Below are 16,538 nucleotides of genomic sequence, written 5' to 3' on the forward strand. Positions count from 1 at the left end.
GCGGAAGTTATTGATCATTTTGCAAAGACCTCCAGCAATCGGGGCGCAATTCTGTCCAATGGGCGAATTTCAACAGCGGCATCAATTGCCGCCGCCGCTTTGGGCATGCCATACACCGCCGAGCTCTGCTGATCCTGGGCGATGGTCAAACATCCTTGTTCACGCAGCAATTTGAGCCCTTGGGCGCCGTCGCGCCCCATGCCGGTCAGCAATACACCGACAGCGTCGCCATTCCAGTAGCTGGCGACACTTTCAAAAAACACGTCAATCGAAGGCCGGTAAATTTCGTTCACAGGCTCTGCCGTATAGGCTAGCGTGCCATTTTTCAACAAGCGAATGTGATGGTTGGTGCCGGCCAGCAGCACCACCCCGGTTTGTGGTGGCTCGCCCTCGCGCGCCAGGCGCACCGGCAGGCCGGACGCGCTGCTCAGCCATTCGGCCATTCCGGCTGCGAACACCTGGTCCACATGCTGCACCAGCACAATGGCCGCGGGAAAGTCGCGCGGTAAACCCTTGAGCAGCACTTCCAGAGCAGCCGGGCCGCCCGCCGACGAACCAATCGCCACCAGGCTCTGGCGTGTGCCCGCGCTGCGCTGGGGCGCGGTTTCGGCGCGTACGCGGCTGCCGCGCTGGCCGATCAGCCAGCCGATATTGAGAATTTTGCGCAGCAACGGCGCCGCCGCGTCCCTGGGGTTGCCCACGCCCAACGCCGGTGTATCAACCACGTCCAGTGCGCCATGGCCCATGGCTTCGAATACGCGGCTGACGTTAGCCTGGCGGTCTACGGTGACGATCACGATCGCGCACGGCGTTTCAGCCATGATCCGCCGGGTCGCTTCTACGCCATCCATCACTGGCATGATCAGGTCCATCAGGATCAAATCCGGGGTCACTTCCGCGCAGCGCTGCACCGCTTCCAGGCCATTGGCGGCGACCCACACCAACTGATGCGCAGGCTCAAAACTCAGCGCGCGGCGCAGGGCTTCTACCGCCATGGGCATGTCATTGACGATCGCGATCCTCATGCCCGGGCGCCTCCAATCAGCTCCATCACGGCGTCCAGCAAGGCGTCATCGTGGAAACTGGCTTTAGCCAGATAATAGTCGGCGCCGGCGTCAAGTCCACGGCGCCGGTCTTCTTCGCGATCTTTATACGACACCACCATCACCGGCAACGATTGCAGGCGACTATCACGGCGCAAGAGTGTGACCAATTCAATACCGTCCATACGAGGCATATCAATGTCAGTAATCAGCAGGTCGAAGTCTTCGGAGCGCAATGCGTTCCAGCCGTCCATGCCATCCACAGCAACAGCCACTTCATAACCACGATTAAGTAACAGTTTGCGTTGCAACTCACGCACGGTAAGCGAGTCGTCCACCACCAGCACGCGTTTGCGCGGTGCTTCGGTAGCCTGTTGGCTGCGTCGGGCGATGCGCTCCAGGCGGCCGGTGTTGAGCAGCTTATCGACCGAACGCAGCATGTCTTCAACGTCGACGATCAACACCACCGAACCGTCGTCGAGCAAGGCGCCTGCGGAAATATCCTGAACCTTGCCCAGCCGGTCATCCAGCGGCAACACCACCAGCGTGCGTTCCCCGATAAAGCGTTCCACCGCAATGCCGTACACCGCATCGCGCTCGCGGATCACCACCACCTTAAGCGTCTCTTGCACGTTGTGCCCCGGCGGGCGCTGCAACAATTGGCTGGCGGCAACCAGACCGACGTGGCGGCCTTCGTGCCAAAAATGCTGACGGCCTTCCAACTGCACAATGTCGTCGGGCGCCAAGTCGCGCATGCGCTCGATGTGCGCGAGGGGGAACGCGTAGGCTTCTTCGCCAACTTCCACCACCAGGCTGCGCACCACCGACAGGGTCAATGGCACCTCCAGGTGGAAGCGACTGCCGCGCCCCGCCGTCTGTTCCAGCACCACCGCGCCACGCAGTTGGCGAACCATGTGCTGCACCGCGTCCAGGCCGACGCCGCGCCCGGACACTTCGGTGACCGTGTCGCGCAGGCTGAAACCCGGCAGGAACAGGAACGTCAACAGCTCCTCTTCACTCAGGCGCAACGCCGTTTCCAGCGGCGACAGGTGCCGGTCGACGATGGTACCGCGCAGGCGCTCCAGGTCGACGCCGTTACCGTCGTCGCTCAGTTCCAGTACCAGCAAACCGGCTTGGTGGGAGGCGCGCAGGCGGATCAGCCCTTCCGCGGGTTTACCGGCCAGCAAGCGCTGGTCGGGCATCTCGATGCCGTGGTCGACCGCGTTGCGCAGCAAGTGCGTGAGCGGCGCTTCGAGTTTTTCCAGCACGTCGCGGTCAACCTGGGTCTTTTCGCCTTCGATTTCCAGGCGTACCTGTTTACCGAGGCTACGGCCGAGGTCGCGGACCATGCGCGCTTGCCCCACCAGCACATCGGCGAAAGGCCGCATGCGGCATGCCAGTGCAGTGTCATACAGCACTTGGGCGCGCTGCCCGGCCTGCCAGCCAAACTCATCCAGCTCGGCGGTTTTTTCCGCCAGCAGCGCCTGAGCCTCACTCAACAGCCGACGGGTATCGGCCAGCGCCTCCTGCGCTTCGAGGTTCAGGTCCAGGGCCTTGAGTTGGCCGTCCAGCGTGTCCAAAGCGCGAACACTGTGGCTTTGAATTCGTTTGAGGCGCTGCATGCTCGCCAGGTAAGGCTTGAGCCGCTGCGTTTCGACCAGGGATTTACTCGACAAGTCCAACAGGCTGTTCAAACGCTCGGCGGTCACACGCAAGACGCGTTCGCCGCCTTCGGTGATGCGTTTTTTCTGGCGCGGCGGCGAGGGGGTGACGGGCGCCGCAGGCTCGGGCTCGGGGTGGGACTGGGACACAGGCGGCGGCGTTTCTAAAAGCGGCGCCGCAGTCGGCTCAACTGCGGGCGCTGGCGGTGGCGCGATTTTAGCGGTCGGTTGCGACGGGGCGAGCAAGCGCTCCATCAGCGCCACATAAGCTTCAATGTCCGCAGGCCCCACGTCGTTGCCGGGGGTCGCGATGCGCATCAACAGGTCGGTGCCTTGCAGCAACGCGTCGATGTGTTCGGGTTGCAGGTACAGGCGGCTTTCTTGCGCACTGACCAGGCAGTCCTCCATCACGTGGGCCACGCTGACCCCGGCGTCCACCCCGACGATCCGCGCTGCGCCCTTCAGCGAGTGCGCGGCGCGCATGCAGGCTTCCAAATGGTCGGCCTGTGTCGGGTTGCGCTCCAGCGCCAGCAAGCCCGCGCTCAATACCTGGGTTTGCGCGTCGGCTTCCAGGCTGAACAGCTCCAGCAGCGAGGCATCGCGCATCTGGTCGGGGGTCATGTGAGGCTCCGGGTCACGGCGGACAACAATTGCGCTTCGTCCAGCCAGCGCAGGCTGCGGCCTTTCCATTGCAGCACACCTTGGGTATAGCGCGCGCTGGCTTGGGCGCCGGAGGCGGACGCAGCATTCAAGGTGCGCTCATCGATGGCATGAATGCCGTCGACTTCATCTACCGGCACCACCACCGGGCCATCCAGCGCGGCGATGATCAACATGCGCGGCATGATCCGTCCGCCAGTGGCGCCGTTACTGGTTGCGTCCAGGCCGAGCAATTCCACCAGCGACAGGCACGCCACCAGCGCGCCACGCACATTGGCCACGCCGAGCAGCGCCCGCGAACGTTGATGCGGCAGCGAGTGAATCGGCTGCAGCGGCGCCACTTCGACCAGGCAACGCGTGGCGATACCCAGCCATTCTTCGCCGAGGCGAAACATCAATAGAGAGCGGGTGAGCACATCGGTGCCGAGCTCGGCAGCCGCCTGCGGGCGGCGGTCATCCTGCTGCAAGGCATACCGGTCGAGCAAGCGCGTGGCGGCGGCGGAATACACCGAGCAGTTGCGGCAATGAATATGCTCTGCCAGCAACGGGCAGGACTTGTCGCCATGGATGCCGATGCGGTTCCAGCAATCGTCGATGGCGTGCGTGTCGGCCAGGGTCAGGTTAAGGCCTGCGGTATCGAGCGCGTCTGGGCTACTCATGGTTTGGACTCACTGTCGGCTCGCTCGCTACGCGCGGCCCGCGCCTGCAAACGGCGCGCCCCCGCACTGTCGCCCTGAGACTCAAGCAACGCGGCCAGGTGCATCAAGGCCTGCGGATGCTGGGGTTCCAGGTACAAGGCTTTTCGATAATAGCCCTGAGCTTCCAGAGCATTGCCCGCCACATCGCTGAGCAGCCCCAGCCAGTAAAACACTTGGGCGACCGGCGGGTGGCTGGTTAAATAATGCTCACAGGCAGCACGGGCTTCGGCGCTTTTGCCTTCGTTGGCCAGCGTGGCAATACGCGTGAGCAGGTCACCAGCCTCGGTTTGCGGCGCCTTGATCGGCGCCACGTGGGCGGTGACGGTGCTGAACGGGCGCGGCTTGGGCATCGGCGGCGTGTTGCGTGGCGCAGGCATCGGCACCAACGGGAATACGGGCGCAGGCTCAGGCTTGACCGGCTCGACATGCCGGCTGAAGGCAAAAGATTGCGGTATGCCAATCGAGCGCATGCCATGACGCCCCAGCAAGCTACCTTCGGCGGGGCCAATAAACAGTACGCCGTCCACGTGGGTCAGGCCCTTGAGCACGTCAAACACTTGCTTTTGGGTTGGCTGGTCAAAGTAGATCAGCAGGTTGCGGCAGAACACAAAATCATAGGCAGGCTCATTGGCCAGCAACGCAGGATCAAGCAGGTTACCGACCTGCAGACGCACTTGTTCGCGCACCCGGTCGTTGATGCGATAACCGTCAGCCTCTTCGGTGAAGTGGTGCTCGCGAAACTCGAGGTAGCTGCCGCGAAAAGAATTCTTGCCATACACCCCGCGCTTGGCGCGTTCCACCGACAGGGGGCTGACATCCAGCCCCAGCACCTTGAACTGGTGCGGCGCCAGCCCTGCATCCAGCAAGGCCATGGCGATCGAGTACGGCTCTTCGCCGGTGGAACACGGCAGGCTGAGAATGCGCAGCGCACGCATCTGCTTGATCTCGGCCAGACGCGCCACCGCCAGCCGTGCCAGCGTCGCAAACGATTCGGGGTAACGAAAAAACCAGGTTTCGGGGACGATCACCGCTTCGATCAGCGCCTGCTGCTCGTCATGCGAGCATTGCAGCCGCTGCCAGTAATCATCCTCGGTCTGCGCGTTGATGGCCTGAATACGCTGGCGCACCGCGCGCTCGATAATCGCCTCACCGACCGACGCGACATCCAGCCCGATACGTTCTTTGAGGAAGGCGAACAAGCGCGCGTCGTTGCTCATAGGCTCAACTCGGCGGAGAACAGCAAGGCGCGAACGGGCTCCGTGAGCAGTTCATTCACACCAATCCATTGCGTCAAACCCAGTGCATCTTCACGCACCAAGCCCAAATACGGCGCCTCGCGGTTGTCCAGGCCATACGGTTTGAACTCGCCGGGTTCGCAACGCAGGGTGTCCGTCGCTTGTTCCAGAATCAACCCCAGCCAGCGCGCTTCAACCCAGGGTTGCGGCTGATAATTGACCAGCACCAGCCGCGTGCTGGTGCGCGCCTGGGCAGGTTGACCAAAGGTCAGCGCACACAGATCGATAACCGGCACCAGCGCGCCGCGATGGGCGAAGATCCCGGCCACCCACTCCGGCGCATGGGCGATGGGTTTTAGCGGCAAGCGTGGCAGCACCTCGGCGACGTCCGTGGCCTTGAGGGCGTAGCGTTCGCCACCGATGTGGAACGTCAGGAACAACACCTGTTTGGCTGCGGGTGCGCCGACGCGTTTAGCCACGAATTCGCTCATCAGACTTTGAAACGCGACACGCCGCTGCGCAAACCGACCGCAACCTGGCTCAGTTCATCAATCGCAAAGCTGGCCTGGCGCAGTGAGTCCACGGTCTGGCTGCTGGCATCGCCCAGTTGCACCAGCGCGTGGTTGATCTGCTCGGCGCCGGTGGCCTGGGCCTGCATGCCTTCGTTAACCATCAACACCCGCGGCGCCAAGGCCTGTACCTGGTGGATGATCTGCGAGAGTTGCTCACCCACTTGCTGCACTTCGAACATGCCCCGGCGCACCTCTTCGGAGAACTTGTCCATGCCCATCACGCCCGCCGACACCGCCGACTGGATCTCACGCACCATCTGCTCGATGTCGTAAGTGGCCACGGCGGTCTGGTCGGCGAGTCGCCGCACTTCGGTGGCGACCACCGCAAAACCGCGACCGTACTCACCGGCCTTCTCGGCCTCGATGGCGGCATTGAGCGACAACAAGTTGGTCTGGTCGGCCACCTTGACGATGGTGACCACGACCTGGTTGATGTTGCCGGCCTTCTCGTTAAGGATCGCCAGCTTGGCGTTCACCAGGTCTGCGGCGCCCATCACCGAATGCATGGTTTCTTCCATGCGCGCCAGGCCCTGCTGGCCGGAACCTGCGGCAACCGAGGCCTGGTCGGCGGCGCTGGACACTTCGGTCATGGTGCGCACGAGGTCCTTGGAGGTTGCCGCGATTTCCCGTGACGTCGCGCCAATCTCGGTGGTGGTGGCTGCCGTTTCGGTGGCGGTGGCCTGTTGTTGCTTGGACGTGGCGGCAATCTCGGTCACCGAGGTGGTCACCTGTACCGAAGAGCGCTGGGCCTGGGACACCAGGGCCGTCAGCTCGGTCATCATGTCGTTAAAGCCGGTTTCGACCGCGTTGAATTCGTCCTTGCGCTCAAGATTCAGGCGCTTGCTGAGGTCGCCGTCGCGCATGGTGCTGAGGATTGCGACGATGCGCTGCATGGGCGATGTGATCGCGCGCATCAGCAGCAAGCCGCAGAGCGCGGCGGCGAAGATGGCGAACGCCAGGGACACGAACATGCTGATTTTGGCGGAGGCAACGGCGTCATCAATGGCGGCGGTCGCATTGTCGGCGACGCCCTTGTTTTCGGCGATGATGTCGTTGAGTTTCATCCGGCCTTCGGTCCAGATCGGCGTCAGTTTTTCCGTCAACAACTTGCGGGCGCCGGGCAAGTCTTTCGCCTCGATGCGCTCGACTACATCCGCAAGGACCTTGTTGTAAGCGACGTGCGCGGCCTTGAAACTATCGAATTCCGCCCGATCCGCCTGTACATAGACGGTTTTTTCGTAGCTGGCCATTTGTTGTTGAATGCGCGCTTCGAAGGACTTGTAGTCCGCCTTGTCGGCATTGGTGAGGGTTTTGTCGTCGCGCAAGCCGATGACATCGATGGTCAGCAAATAGCTGTCGACCCAAGCGCTGCGGATGATCGAGCTTAGGTAAACCCCTGGCACCGCATCGTCACGGACGGCCACCTGACTGGTTTCGATCTTCAGTAACCGTGAGTAGGACACCACAACCATCAGCAGCATGATCGCGATGATGACCGCAAAGCTCGCCAAAATCCGTTGGCGCAAGGTCCAGTTCTTCACAGTAATTCCTCGAAGTGCCATTCAAATGAGGGGGAGTATAGCTGAGCAGAAGCCTTCATTAATCAACAGCTTTTGCTGCAGCGTTCACAGAATGCAAAATGTGAGAGGGGAGCAAGCTCCCCTCTCACATGTAGATGTGGCACGGCAGATAGTTATTAGTTCAGACGCACCTGTTTTTCCAGCTCGGCCTTCAATCCGGGGTCAAGTTTCAGTTGCCGCGCCAGTTCGTCGAGGTAGGCTTTTTCCATGAAGTTTTCTTCGTCCACCAGCATCACGCTGGCGATGTACATCTCGGCGGCGATTTCCGGGGTGGCCGCCGCGCGTGCCACATCGGCCGGGTCCAAAGGCTTGTTCAACTCCGCATGCAGCCAGCTTTGCAGCTCGCTATCGCTGTCGAGCTTGGTCAATTCACCTTCGATCAGCGCCCGCTCACGCGCGTCCACATGCCCGTCAGCCTTGGCCGCTGCGACCAGGGCTTTAAGAATGGCCTGGCTGTGTTGCTCAACCTGCGCCGGCGGCAAGCGGTCGATGGTTTGCGGCTCGCCGTGGGGAGCATTGGCCTGCTGCGCCTGCCAGTTGCCGTAGGCTTTATAGGCGATCACCCCCAACGCTGCCAACCCGCCATACGTCAGGGCCTTGCCGCCGAATTTGCGCGCTTTTTTGCTGCCCAGCAAAAGCCCCATGGCCCCACTCGCCAGCGCGCCACCGCCCGCGCCGCCCAGCAAACTGCCTAGCCCGCCACCGCCGAGCAATCCGCCAAGGGCACCTTTATCATCGGACTTTCGCTGGCCGCCGGCTTTGTTTTGCAGCATGTCCTGGCCAGATTTGAGCAACTGATCAAGCAATCCACGGGTATTCATTCACAGCCTCCAGACACTTGGGTTCGTAGGACCAATAGGCCCCCAGCGTAAAACTAAGTGCCAAAAAGCCGAGATCTAGAGTGCTTCCAGATGTAACCCGCCAAGCAGATTGGCTTTCTGTGGGAGCGGGCTTGCTCGCGATAGCATCAACTCGGTACGCCTGATGCACCGAGGTGCCTGCATCGCGAGCAAGCCCACTCCCACAGTTGACTGCATTGGGCTTGCGAGATCGTCTGAAGCGTGCGCCGCTTTGAAAGCGAGCCTGAAAAATCTTGTTTCATATGCATCGCCCACACACTGCTATCAAGCAATTTTCCTACAGCATCGAACCGCTTAAGCTATCTGGCGTCTGTTTATAGTCCGTTGCGTTTGGCCGAAGGCATGTCCGAACCGTAATTTCTGATCCATTACGTGCCAGGAACGGCGCGGGATTTGCTCACGACAGGTTGTCTCTATGCACCGCAGGAATTTGCTCAAAGCGTCCATGGCCATTGCGGCTTACACCGGTTTGTCGGCCAGCGGGCTGTTGGCTGCGCAGGCTTGGGCGGGGAACCGCGCCGCCGATGGCAAGGCCGTGGCCTTCGATTTCGAATCGCTCAAAGCCCAGGCCAAGCAACTCGCCGGAACGGCTTATAAAGACACTAAACAGGTGCTGCCGCCGACGCTGGCGAGCATGACGCCGCTGAACTTCAACGCCATCGGCTACGACGGCAACCATTCACTGTGGAAGGAATTGAACGGCCAACTCGACGTGCAATTCTTCCACGTCGGCATGGGCTTCAAGACGCCGGTGCGCATGCACAGTGTCGACCCCAAGACGCGTGAGGCGCGCGAAGTGCATTTCCGCCCGTCGCTGTTCAACTACGCAAAAACCACGGTGGACACCAAGCAGCTGACCGGCGACTTGGGTTTTGCAGGCTTCAAGCTGTTCAAGGCACCGGAACTGGATCGCCATGACGTGCTGTCTTTCCTCGGCGCCAGCTACTTTCGCGCGGTGGATGCCAGCGGCCAGTACGGCCTCTCCGCTCGCGGCCTGGCGATTGACACCTACGCGAAAAAACGCGAAGAATTCCCCGACTTCACGCAGTTCTGGTTCGAAACCCCGGCCAAGGACGCCACGCGTTTTGTGGTCTACGCGTTGCTCGACTCGCCGAGCGCCACCGGCGCCTACCGCTTCGACATCGACTGCCAGGCCAGCCAGGTCGTGATGGCCATCGACGCGCATATCAATGCGCGTACCGCCATCGAGCAATTGGGCATCGCCGCCATGACCAGCATGTTCAGCTGCGGCACCGCTGAGCGGCGCATGTGCGACACCATTCACCCGCAAATCCACGATTCAGACCGCCTGGCGATGTGGCGCGGCAATGGCGAGTGGATCTGCCGCCCGCTGAACAACCCGGCCAAGCTGCAATTCAACGCATTTGCCGACACCGACCCGAAAGGCTTCGGCCTGGTGCAGACCGACCATGAGTTCGCCAGCTACCAGGACACCGTCGGACTGGTACAGCAAGCGCCCCCAGCCTGTGGGTGGAACCGACGACGGCGTGGGGCGAAGGCTCGATCGACCTGCTCGAAATCCCGACTACCGGCGAAACCCTGGACAACATCGTGGCCTTCTGGACCCCGAAAAAACCGGTGGCCGCCGGCGACTCGCTGAACTATGGCTACAAGCTCTACTGGAGCGCGCTGCCACCGGTGAGTACACCGCTGGCGCAGGTCGACGCGACCCGTTCCGGCATGGGCGGTTTCACCGAAGGTTGGGCACCGGGCGAACACTACCCCGAGGTGTGGGCACGCCGGTTTGCCGTGGACTTCAAAGGCGGCGGCCTGGATCGCCTGCCGGCCGGCACCGGGATCGAGCCGGTGGTGACCTGCTCCCACGGTGAAGTCAAAGACTTCAGCGTGCTGGTACTCGATAACATCAAGGGCTACCGCATTCTGTTCGATTGGTACCCGACCAGCGACAGCGTGGAACCGGTGGAGCTGCGGCTGTTTATTCGCACCCAGGACCGCACCTTGAGTGAGACCTGGCTGTACCAGTACTTCCCGCCTGCGCCGGACAAGCGCAAGTACACCTGATACACACGCTAGGAGCGCGCATGCGCGCTCCTAGCGTTCACCACTGCGCGGTTCAGAACCGCGACACGCTCTTCATCGCACCAATCAGATAACGCATCGCCACCTGATCGCTCACGTTCAGGGCGCGGTACTGCGCGAGCATTTCAGCCTCGTCCGAACTTAACCGTCGAGCCCGCACGAACACCCTGCGGGTCAAAAAGACCACCAGTTCACCCGCTACACCATACGACTTGGCCATGGACTGTTTCTCCTGATAACAAAAAGACTCCTGGCGCCCATCGCCCGCGTCCCCTGAGGCGCGTGACCGTTACCGACAGCCTTGCTTGCTGGGCCAACAATCAGACTTACCCTAAGAGTAGAAACAATCTCATCACGCGTGGGATTTTTTTAGAGTATTAACTTAAATAAATCGCTTGAGTAACAATGACCTACAGACTTTTCCTACGAGAGAGGCAATAAAAAACCCACCGGACAAAGGTGGGTTTCTGGGTGCAGCGCGCGTCGTATCAATCCCTTAGATCAGACTCATGAATCGGCTGATCGCGATGCGTCGCGCGCTGGTACTGCGCCGGCCAGACCGCCTTGCGCCCGCCCAAGTCATCATCGGCATGCAGCGGCCAGTACGGGTCACGCAACAGCTCACGCGCCAGGAAAATAATGTCGGCCTGGCAAGTGCGCAAGATGTGTTCGGCCTGCGCCGGCTCGGTGATCATGCCCACGGTGCCGGTGGCGATGCCCGACTCTTTGCGCACACGCTCGGCAAAACGCGTCTGGTAACCGGGGCCGACGGGGATTTCCGCGTTGGCGGCGGTACCACCCGAGGACACGTCGATCAGGTCCACGCCGAGGTCTTTCAGGTGCCGCGCCAGCGCGACGGTTTCATCCGGGTTCCAGCCGTCTTCCACCCAGTCCGTCGCCGACACACGCACGAACAGCGGCAGGTCCTCAGGCCAGACGTCACGCACGGCCTGGGTCACTTCAAGCACCAGCCGAATGCGGTTTTCAAAGGAACCGCCGTATTGATCCCGACGCTGGTTGCTCAACGGTGAAAGAAATTGGTGCAGCAGGTAACCGTGGGCGGCATGGATTTCCACCACCTCAAAACCGGCGGTCAGAGCGCGCTTGGCGGCGGCCACAAAGTCGGCGATGACTTGCTGAATTTGCGCTTCATCCAATTGCGTTGGCTGCGTGTGATTGGGGTCGAAGGCAATCGGTGACGGGCCGACCGGCACCCAGCCGCCGTCTTCCGGCTTGACGCTGCCGTGCTTGCCGATCCACGGCCGATGAGTGCTGGCCTTGCGCCCGGCATGCGCCAACTGGATGCCCGCCACTGCGCCTTGGGCGGCAATAAACCGCGTGATGCGTTGCAGCGGTTCGATCTGCGCGTCGTTCCACAGGCCCAAGTCCTGAGCAGTAATGCGGCCATCGGCCGTTACCGCCGTGGCTTCGGTAAAAATCAACCCGGCGCCGCCGACGGCGCGGCTGCCGAGGTGCACCAGGTGCCAGTCATTGGCCAGGCCATCGTCGGATGAATATTGGCACATCGGCGACACGGCGATGCGGTTGAGCAGGGTCAATTGACGCAGGGTATAGGGTTCGAGCAGCTGACTCATGGCGCACCTCTTGGGCGTTCTGTGGGCACTCGTCTACACAACAGTGCATTGAGCCTAGTCGACAACGCTGGATCGCACAGGGTTCAGAAAGGAACGCGGGAGCCGATTGCCGGCTCCCGTTTTACAGCGGTTTACATCTCGACCTGGGTGCCCAGCTCGATCACGCGGTTTACCGGGAGCTTGAAGAAGCGCAGGTTGCCGTTGGCGTTCTTCAACATGAACGCAAACAGGCCTTCACGCCAGCGCGCCATGCCGCGGATGCGTGAGGCGATTACCGTCTCGCGGCTGAGGAAGTAGGTGGTGCGCATCGGGCTGAAATCCAGATCGTCCAGATGGCACAGCTTCAGCGCCTCAGGCACGTCCGGCTCATCGGTAAAGCCGAAGTGCAGGATGACGCGGAAGAAGCCTTCGCCGTACGCATCCACCTCAAAACGCCGCGCCGCAGGCACCCGCGGAATGTCTTCGTAAACCACCGTCAGCAATACCACTTGCTCGTGCAATACCTGGTTGTGCAGCAGGTTGTGCAACAACGCGTGAGGCACCGCGTCGGGCCGCGCCGTGAGAAACACCGCCGTGCCCTGCACGCGATGCGGCGGCTGCACGCGGATACTGCTGATAAAAATCGGCAGCGGCAAACCGCCCTCGTCGAGGCGTTCCACGAGCAATTGCTTGCCGCGTTTCCAGGTGGTCATCAACACGAACAGCACGATCCCCGCGAGCACCGGGAAGGCGCCGCCCTGGATGATCTTCGGCACGTTGGCGGCGAAGAACAGCCCATCCACCAACAGGCAGCAGAGCAACACCGGCACGGCAAACACCGGCGGCCATTTCCACAGCAGCAGCATCACCGCCGCCACCAGAATGGTGGTCATCAGCATGGTGCCGGTCACGGCCACACCGTACGCCGACGCCAGCGCGTTGGACGACTCAAAGCCCAGCACCAGCAGGATCACGCCGACCATCAGCGACCAATTCACCGCGCCAATGTAGATCTGGCCCTGCTCGGCGCTTGAGGTGTGTTGAATGTGCATCCGCGGGATATAACCCAACTGGATCGCCTGGCGCGTCAACGAAAACGCGCCGGAAATCACTGCCTGGGAGGCGATTACCGTGGCCAATGTGGACAACACCACCAGTGGGATCAGTGCCCAGCTCGGCGCCAACAGGTAGAACGGGTTGCGCGCCGCCTCCGGGTCACCGAGCAGCAGCGCGCCCTGGCCAAAATAATTCAGCGCCAGCGCCGGCAGCACCAGAATAAACCAGGCGCGGGCGATGGGTTTGCGCCCGAAGTGGCCCATGTCGGCATACAGCGCCTCGGCGCCGGTCAGCGCCAGCACGACCGCGCCGAGGATCGCCACGCCAATGCCTGGGTGAACCATAAAAAAGCGCACGCCCCACACCGGGTTCAGCGCACTCAGCACTTCGGGTTGCTGCAGGATGCCGTAGACGCCCAAGCCGCCCAGCACCAGAAACCACGTGACCATCACCGGGCCGAACAGCTTGCCGATGCGGTCAGTCCCGTGTTTTTGGATGAGGAACAGCGCCACCAGCACCACCAGCGCGATCGGCACTACCCATTTTTCGAGGCCATCGAACGCCAGCTCCAGGCCTTCCACGGCCGACAACACGGAAATCGCCGGGGTGATCATGCTGTCGCCATAGAACAGCGCCGCACCGCACAGACCACACACCACCAGGAAGCTGCGCAGCTTCTTGCGCTCCCCCGCCGCCCGCCGTGCCAGTGCGGTCAGCGCCATGATGCCGCCCTCGCCCTGGTTGTCGGCGCGCAGCACGAACAGCATATATTTGATTGACACGACCCAGATCAGCGACCAAAAAATCAGCGCCAGGATCCCCAACACGCCGTCATGATTGACCTGCACACCGTAACCGCCGGTGAATACCTCTTTAAGGGTATAAAGCGGGCTGGTACCGATATCGCCGTAAACCACCCCGACCGCCGCCACCAGCATACCAATCGGCTTTGCATTGGAATGCTCGGCACCTGCTGCCTGACTCTTTGCCTGACCCATCAACCACTCCTGCCCTTTGACCTGAGGTCTTTTATAAACAACGCATCTAAGCTGACCGTAGCATGCGCTGTTTTACTTCTCGTAACAGACGTTTTATTGACCCAGGACTCATACCCGCGTGCAACGGCGCGAAGCATAGCGCAGCACTCGTCGCATTTCCCTGCATAAAGCTGGTCAAGTGCGGTGCCCGTCGCTAGAATTGCGCACTTTTTGATCAGAGGCGTACCAAGCGCCCATCCGCTGCCCTGTCGTGCCCGACGTGCGGCGTCATTCAATACCGAGGTTAGACATGTCCACCACCATCGCAAAAGCCAACCCCAAGGTCGGCTTTGTATCCCTGGGTTGCCCGAAGGCTCTGGTCGACTCCGAGCGCATCCTTACGCAACTGCGTATGGAAGGCTATGACGTCGTGTCCACGTATCAGGACGCCGACGTGGTGGTGGTCAACACCTGCGGTTTCATCGACTCGGCAAAGGCTGAGTCCCTGGAAGTGATCGGCGAAGCCATCAAGGAAAACGGCAAGGTCATCGTGACCGGCTGCATGGGCGTCGAAGAAGGCAACATCCGCAACGTGCACCCGAGCGTGCTGGCGGTTACCGGCCCGCAGCAGTATGAGCAAGTGGTGACTGCCGTGCACCAAGTAGTCCCGCCGCCTCAGAACCACAACCCGCTGATCGACCTGGTGCCGCCGCAAGGCATCAAGTTGACGCCGCGACACTACGCCTACCTGAAGATTTCCGAAGGCTGCAACCACAGCTGCAGCTTCTGCATCATCCCGTCGATGCGCGGCAAGCTGGTCAGCCGCCCGGTCGGCGACGTGCTCGACGAAGCCCAGCGCCTGGTTAAATCCGGCGTGAAAGAGCTGTTGGTGATCTCGCAGGACACCAGCGCCTACGGCGTCGACGTGAAATACCGCACCGGGTTCTGGAACGGCGCGCCGGTGAAAACCCGCATGACCGAACTGTGTGAAGCCTTGAGCAGCCTCGGCGTGTGGGTGCGCCTGCACTACGTTTACCCGTACCCGCACGTCGACGAGCTGATCCCGCTGATGGCCGCCGGCAAGATCCTGCCGTACCTCGACATCCCGTTCCAGCACGCCAGCCCGAAAGTGCTCAAGGCGATGAAACGCCCGGCCTTCGAAGACAAAACCTTGGCGCGCATCAAGAACTGGCGCGAGATCTGCCCGGAACTGATCATCCGCTCCACCTTCATCGTCGGCTTCCCCGGCGAAACCGAAGAAGACTTCCAGTACCTGCTGGACTGGTTGACCGAAGCGCAGCTGGACCGCGTCGGTTGCTTCCAGTACTCGCCGGTGGAAGGCGCTCCGGCCAACCTGCTGGACCTGGCCGTGGTGCCGGACGACGTCAAGCAGGCGCGTTGGGACCGTTTCATGGCGCACCAGCAAGCCATCAGCTCGGCGCGCCTGCAACTGCGCATCGGCAAGGAAATCGAAGTGCTGATCGACGAAGTTGACGAGCAAGGCGCCGTTGGCCGCTGCTTCTTCGACGCGCCGGAGATCGACGGTAACGTGTTTATCGACGATGCCAGCGGTTTGAAGCCGGGTGACAAAGTCTGGTGCACCGTGACCGATGCCGACGAGTACGACCTGTGGGCTGAAAAGCGCGACTGATAGCGTCAAGCGCTTTAAAAAAACCTGAAAAGCCCTGCCTCTGGAGAAGATGCGGGGCTTTTTTAGGTCTATCGTTTTGCCCATCAATACACAGAGAGACAAGGGGCAGCGGGCATGCGCCAGCATTCGGTTATCCACACGGCTAAAACCAGCGACTACGCGCAGTTGGCGCAACTCTGGGAAGACTCGGTGCGAGCGACCCACGATTTTTTGCCGGACAGCTACATCGTGCTGCTTAAAGACTTGGTGCTGACGCGCTATTTGGACGCTGTGATGCTGATCTGCACCAAGGACGCCCGCCAGCGCATCACCGGGTTTGCCGGGGTGGCGGCGGGTAAGGTCGAGATGCTGTTTATTGACCCGCAGCACCGCGGCCAAGGCCTGGGCCGAGACCTGCTGCGCCATGCCATCGAGCACTTGAACGCGGATACACTGGACGTCAACGAACAAAACCCGCAGGCGCTGGGCTTCTATCTCAAGCAGGGGTTCGAGGTGGTCGGACGCGCGGAGCATGATGGCCTCGGGCAGCCGTATCCATTGCTGCACATGCGCTTGCGCCGGCAGCAAGATACCGGGGCTTAGACCCAATCCCCAAGCCGAACTCGGTCAAACTGTGGGAGGGGGCTTGCTCCCGATGGCGGTGGGTCAGTCAATTCATGTATCAACTGTAAAACTGCTATCGGGAGCAAGCCCCCTCCCACAAAAAGCAAAAAAAGCAGACACTCTGCCGATGTATGCAAAACTGCTTTTGTTCTGCATTCAACCTAATCAGCTCGGCTTTCGGGCCGCCGTGCTCTTGCTTTGATCTTGTGATCTTGATCTGAGAAGCACCCCGTTAAACCACGATGGCGCACGCAGGCTTGAATCCGTGGGTAACCCGGCAGGAAACCGATATAAGCCATCACCCAAA

Annotated in this window: 12 protein-coding genes and 1 pseudogene; 3 read left to right on the top strand and 10 right to left on the bottom strand. The window is 61.3% G+C overall.

What is annotated here, in order from left to right; genetic code table 11:
• Positions 1-14: 14 nt before the first annotated feature.
• The 7 genes from cheB to F0169_RS14355 all read right to left on the bottom strand — a co-directional run bounded on the left by cheB (position 15) and on the right by F0169_RS14355 (position 8,270).
• Positions 15-1,025 (bottom strand): chemotaxis response regulator protein-glutamate methylesterase, encoded by a 1,011-nt coding sequence (gene cheB / locus F0169_RS14325; RefSeq protein WP_058413649.1) that lies wholly within the window; start codon positions 1,023-1,025, stop codon positions 15-17.
• A complete protein-coding gene (locus F0169_RS14330; RefSeq protein WP_152746885.1) occupies positions 1,022-3,325 on the bottom strand; it encodes a hybrid sensor histidine kinase/response regulator in 2,304 nt (767 codons plus the stop codon). The genes cheB and F0169_RS14330 overlap by 4 nt, the downstream gene beginning before the upstream one ends.
• Positions 3,322-4,023: a chemotaxis protein CheW gene (locus tag F0169_RS14335; RefSeq protein ID WP_122252106.1), complete on the bottom strand. Its 702-nt coding sequence runs from the start codon at positions 4,021-4,023 to the stop codon at positions 3,322-3,324. The genes F0169_RS14330 and F0169_RS14335 overlap by 4 nt, the downstream gene beginning before the upstream one ends.
• Positions 4,020-5,279 (bottom strand): CheR family methyltransferase, encoded by a 1,260-nt coding sequence (locus tag F0169_RS14340; RefSeq protein WP_152746886.1) that lies wholly within the window; start codon positions 5,277-5,279, stop codon positions 4,020-4,022. The genes F0169_RS14335 and F0169_RS14340 overlap by 4 nt, the downstream gene beginning before the upstream one ends.
• On the bottom strand, positions 5,276-5,788 hold the full coding sequence (locus F0169_RS14345) for a chemotaxis protein CheW (RefSeq protein WP_152746887.1): 513 nt from the start codon (positions 5,786-5,788) through the stop codon (positions 5,276-5,278). The genes F0169_RS14340 and F0169_RS14345 overlap by 4 nt, the downstream gene beginning before the upstream one ends.
• A complete protein-coding gene (locus tag F0169_RS14350; protein WP_152746888.1) occupies positions 5,788-7,431 on the bottom strand; it encodes a methyl-accepting chemotaxis protein in 1,644 nt (547 codons plus the stop codon). The genes F0169_RS14345 and F0169_RS14350 overlap by 1 nt, the downstream gene beginning before the upstream one ends.
• 134 nt (positions 7,432-7,565) lie before the next feature.
• Complete coding sequence (locus F0169_RS14355; RefSeq protein ID WP_152746889.1) at positions 7,566-8,270, bottom strand: tellurite resistance TerB family protein; 705 nt, start codon at positions 8,268-8,270, stop codon at positions 7,566-7,568.
• Between the two features lie 454 nt (positions 8,271-8,724).
• Between F0169_RS14355 and F0169_RS14365 the strand changes: the two are divergent.
• Positions 8,725-10,352 (top strand): annotated as a pseudogene (locus F0169_RS14365) (glucan biosynthesis protein D).
• A 52-nt stretch (positions 10,353-10,404) separates the two neighbouring features.
• On the opposite strand, the gene F0169_RS14370 reads toward F0169_RS14365, so the two are convergent.
• The 3 genes from F0169_RS14370 to F0169_RS14380 form a co-directional block, all read right to left on the bottom strand.
• Positions 10,405-10,590 (bottom strand): hypothetical protein, encoded by a 186-nt coding sequence (locus tag F0169_RS14370; protein WP_058413657.1) that lies wholly within the window; start codon positions 10,588-10,590, stop codon positions 10,405-10,407.
• A 268-nt stretch (positions 10,591-10,858) separates the two neighbouring features.
• A complete protein-coding gene (locus F0169_RS14375; protein ID WP_152746890.1) occupies positions 10,859-11,965 on the bottom strand; it encodes an NADH:flavin oxidoreductase/NADH oxidase in 1,107 nt (368 codons plus the stop codon).
• A 131-nt stretch (positions 11,966-12,096) separates the two neighbouring features.
• The gene (locus F0169_RS14380; protein ID WP_122252113.1) at positions 12,097-13,998 is read right to left on the bottom strand and encodes a potassium transporter Kup; all 1,902 of its coding nucleotides are present in this window, start codon (positions 13,996-13,998) and stop codon (positions 12,097-12,099) included.
• Between the two features lie 289 nt (positions 13,999-14,287).
• Here F0169_RS14380 and rimO point away from each other — a divergent pair, with 289 nt between their 5' ends.
• Both rimO and F0169_RS14395 read left to right on the top strand, forming a co-directional pair.
• The gene (gene rimO / locus F0169_RS14390) at positions 14,288-15,628 is read left to right on the top strand and encodes a 30S ribosomal protein S12 methylthiotransferase RimO (protein ID WP_058413660.1); all 1,341 of its coding nucleotides are present in this window, start codon (positions 14,288-14,290) and stop codon (positions 15,626-15,628) included.
• 114 nt (positions 15,629-15,742) lie between these two features.
• On the top strand, positions 15,743-16,210 hold the full coding sequence (locus F0169_RS14395) for a GNAT family N-acetyltransferase (protein WP_152746891.1): 468 nt from the start codon (positions 15,743-15,745) through the stop codon (positions 16,208-16,210).
• Positions 16,211-16,538 lie beyond the last annotated feature (328 nt).

The organism is Pseudomonas kitaguniensis (assembly GCF_009296165.1).
Taxonomy (GTDB): Bacteria; Pseudomonadota; Gammaproteobacteria; order Pseudomonadales; family Pseudomonadaceae; genus Aquipseudomonas; species Aquipseudomonas kitaguniensis.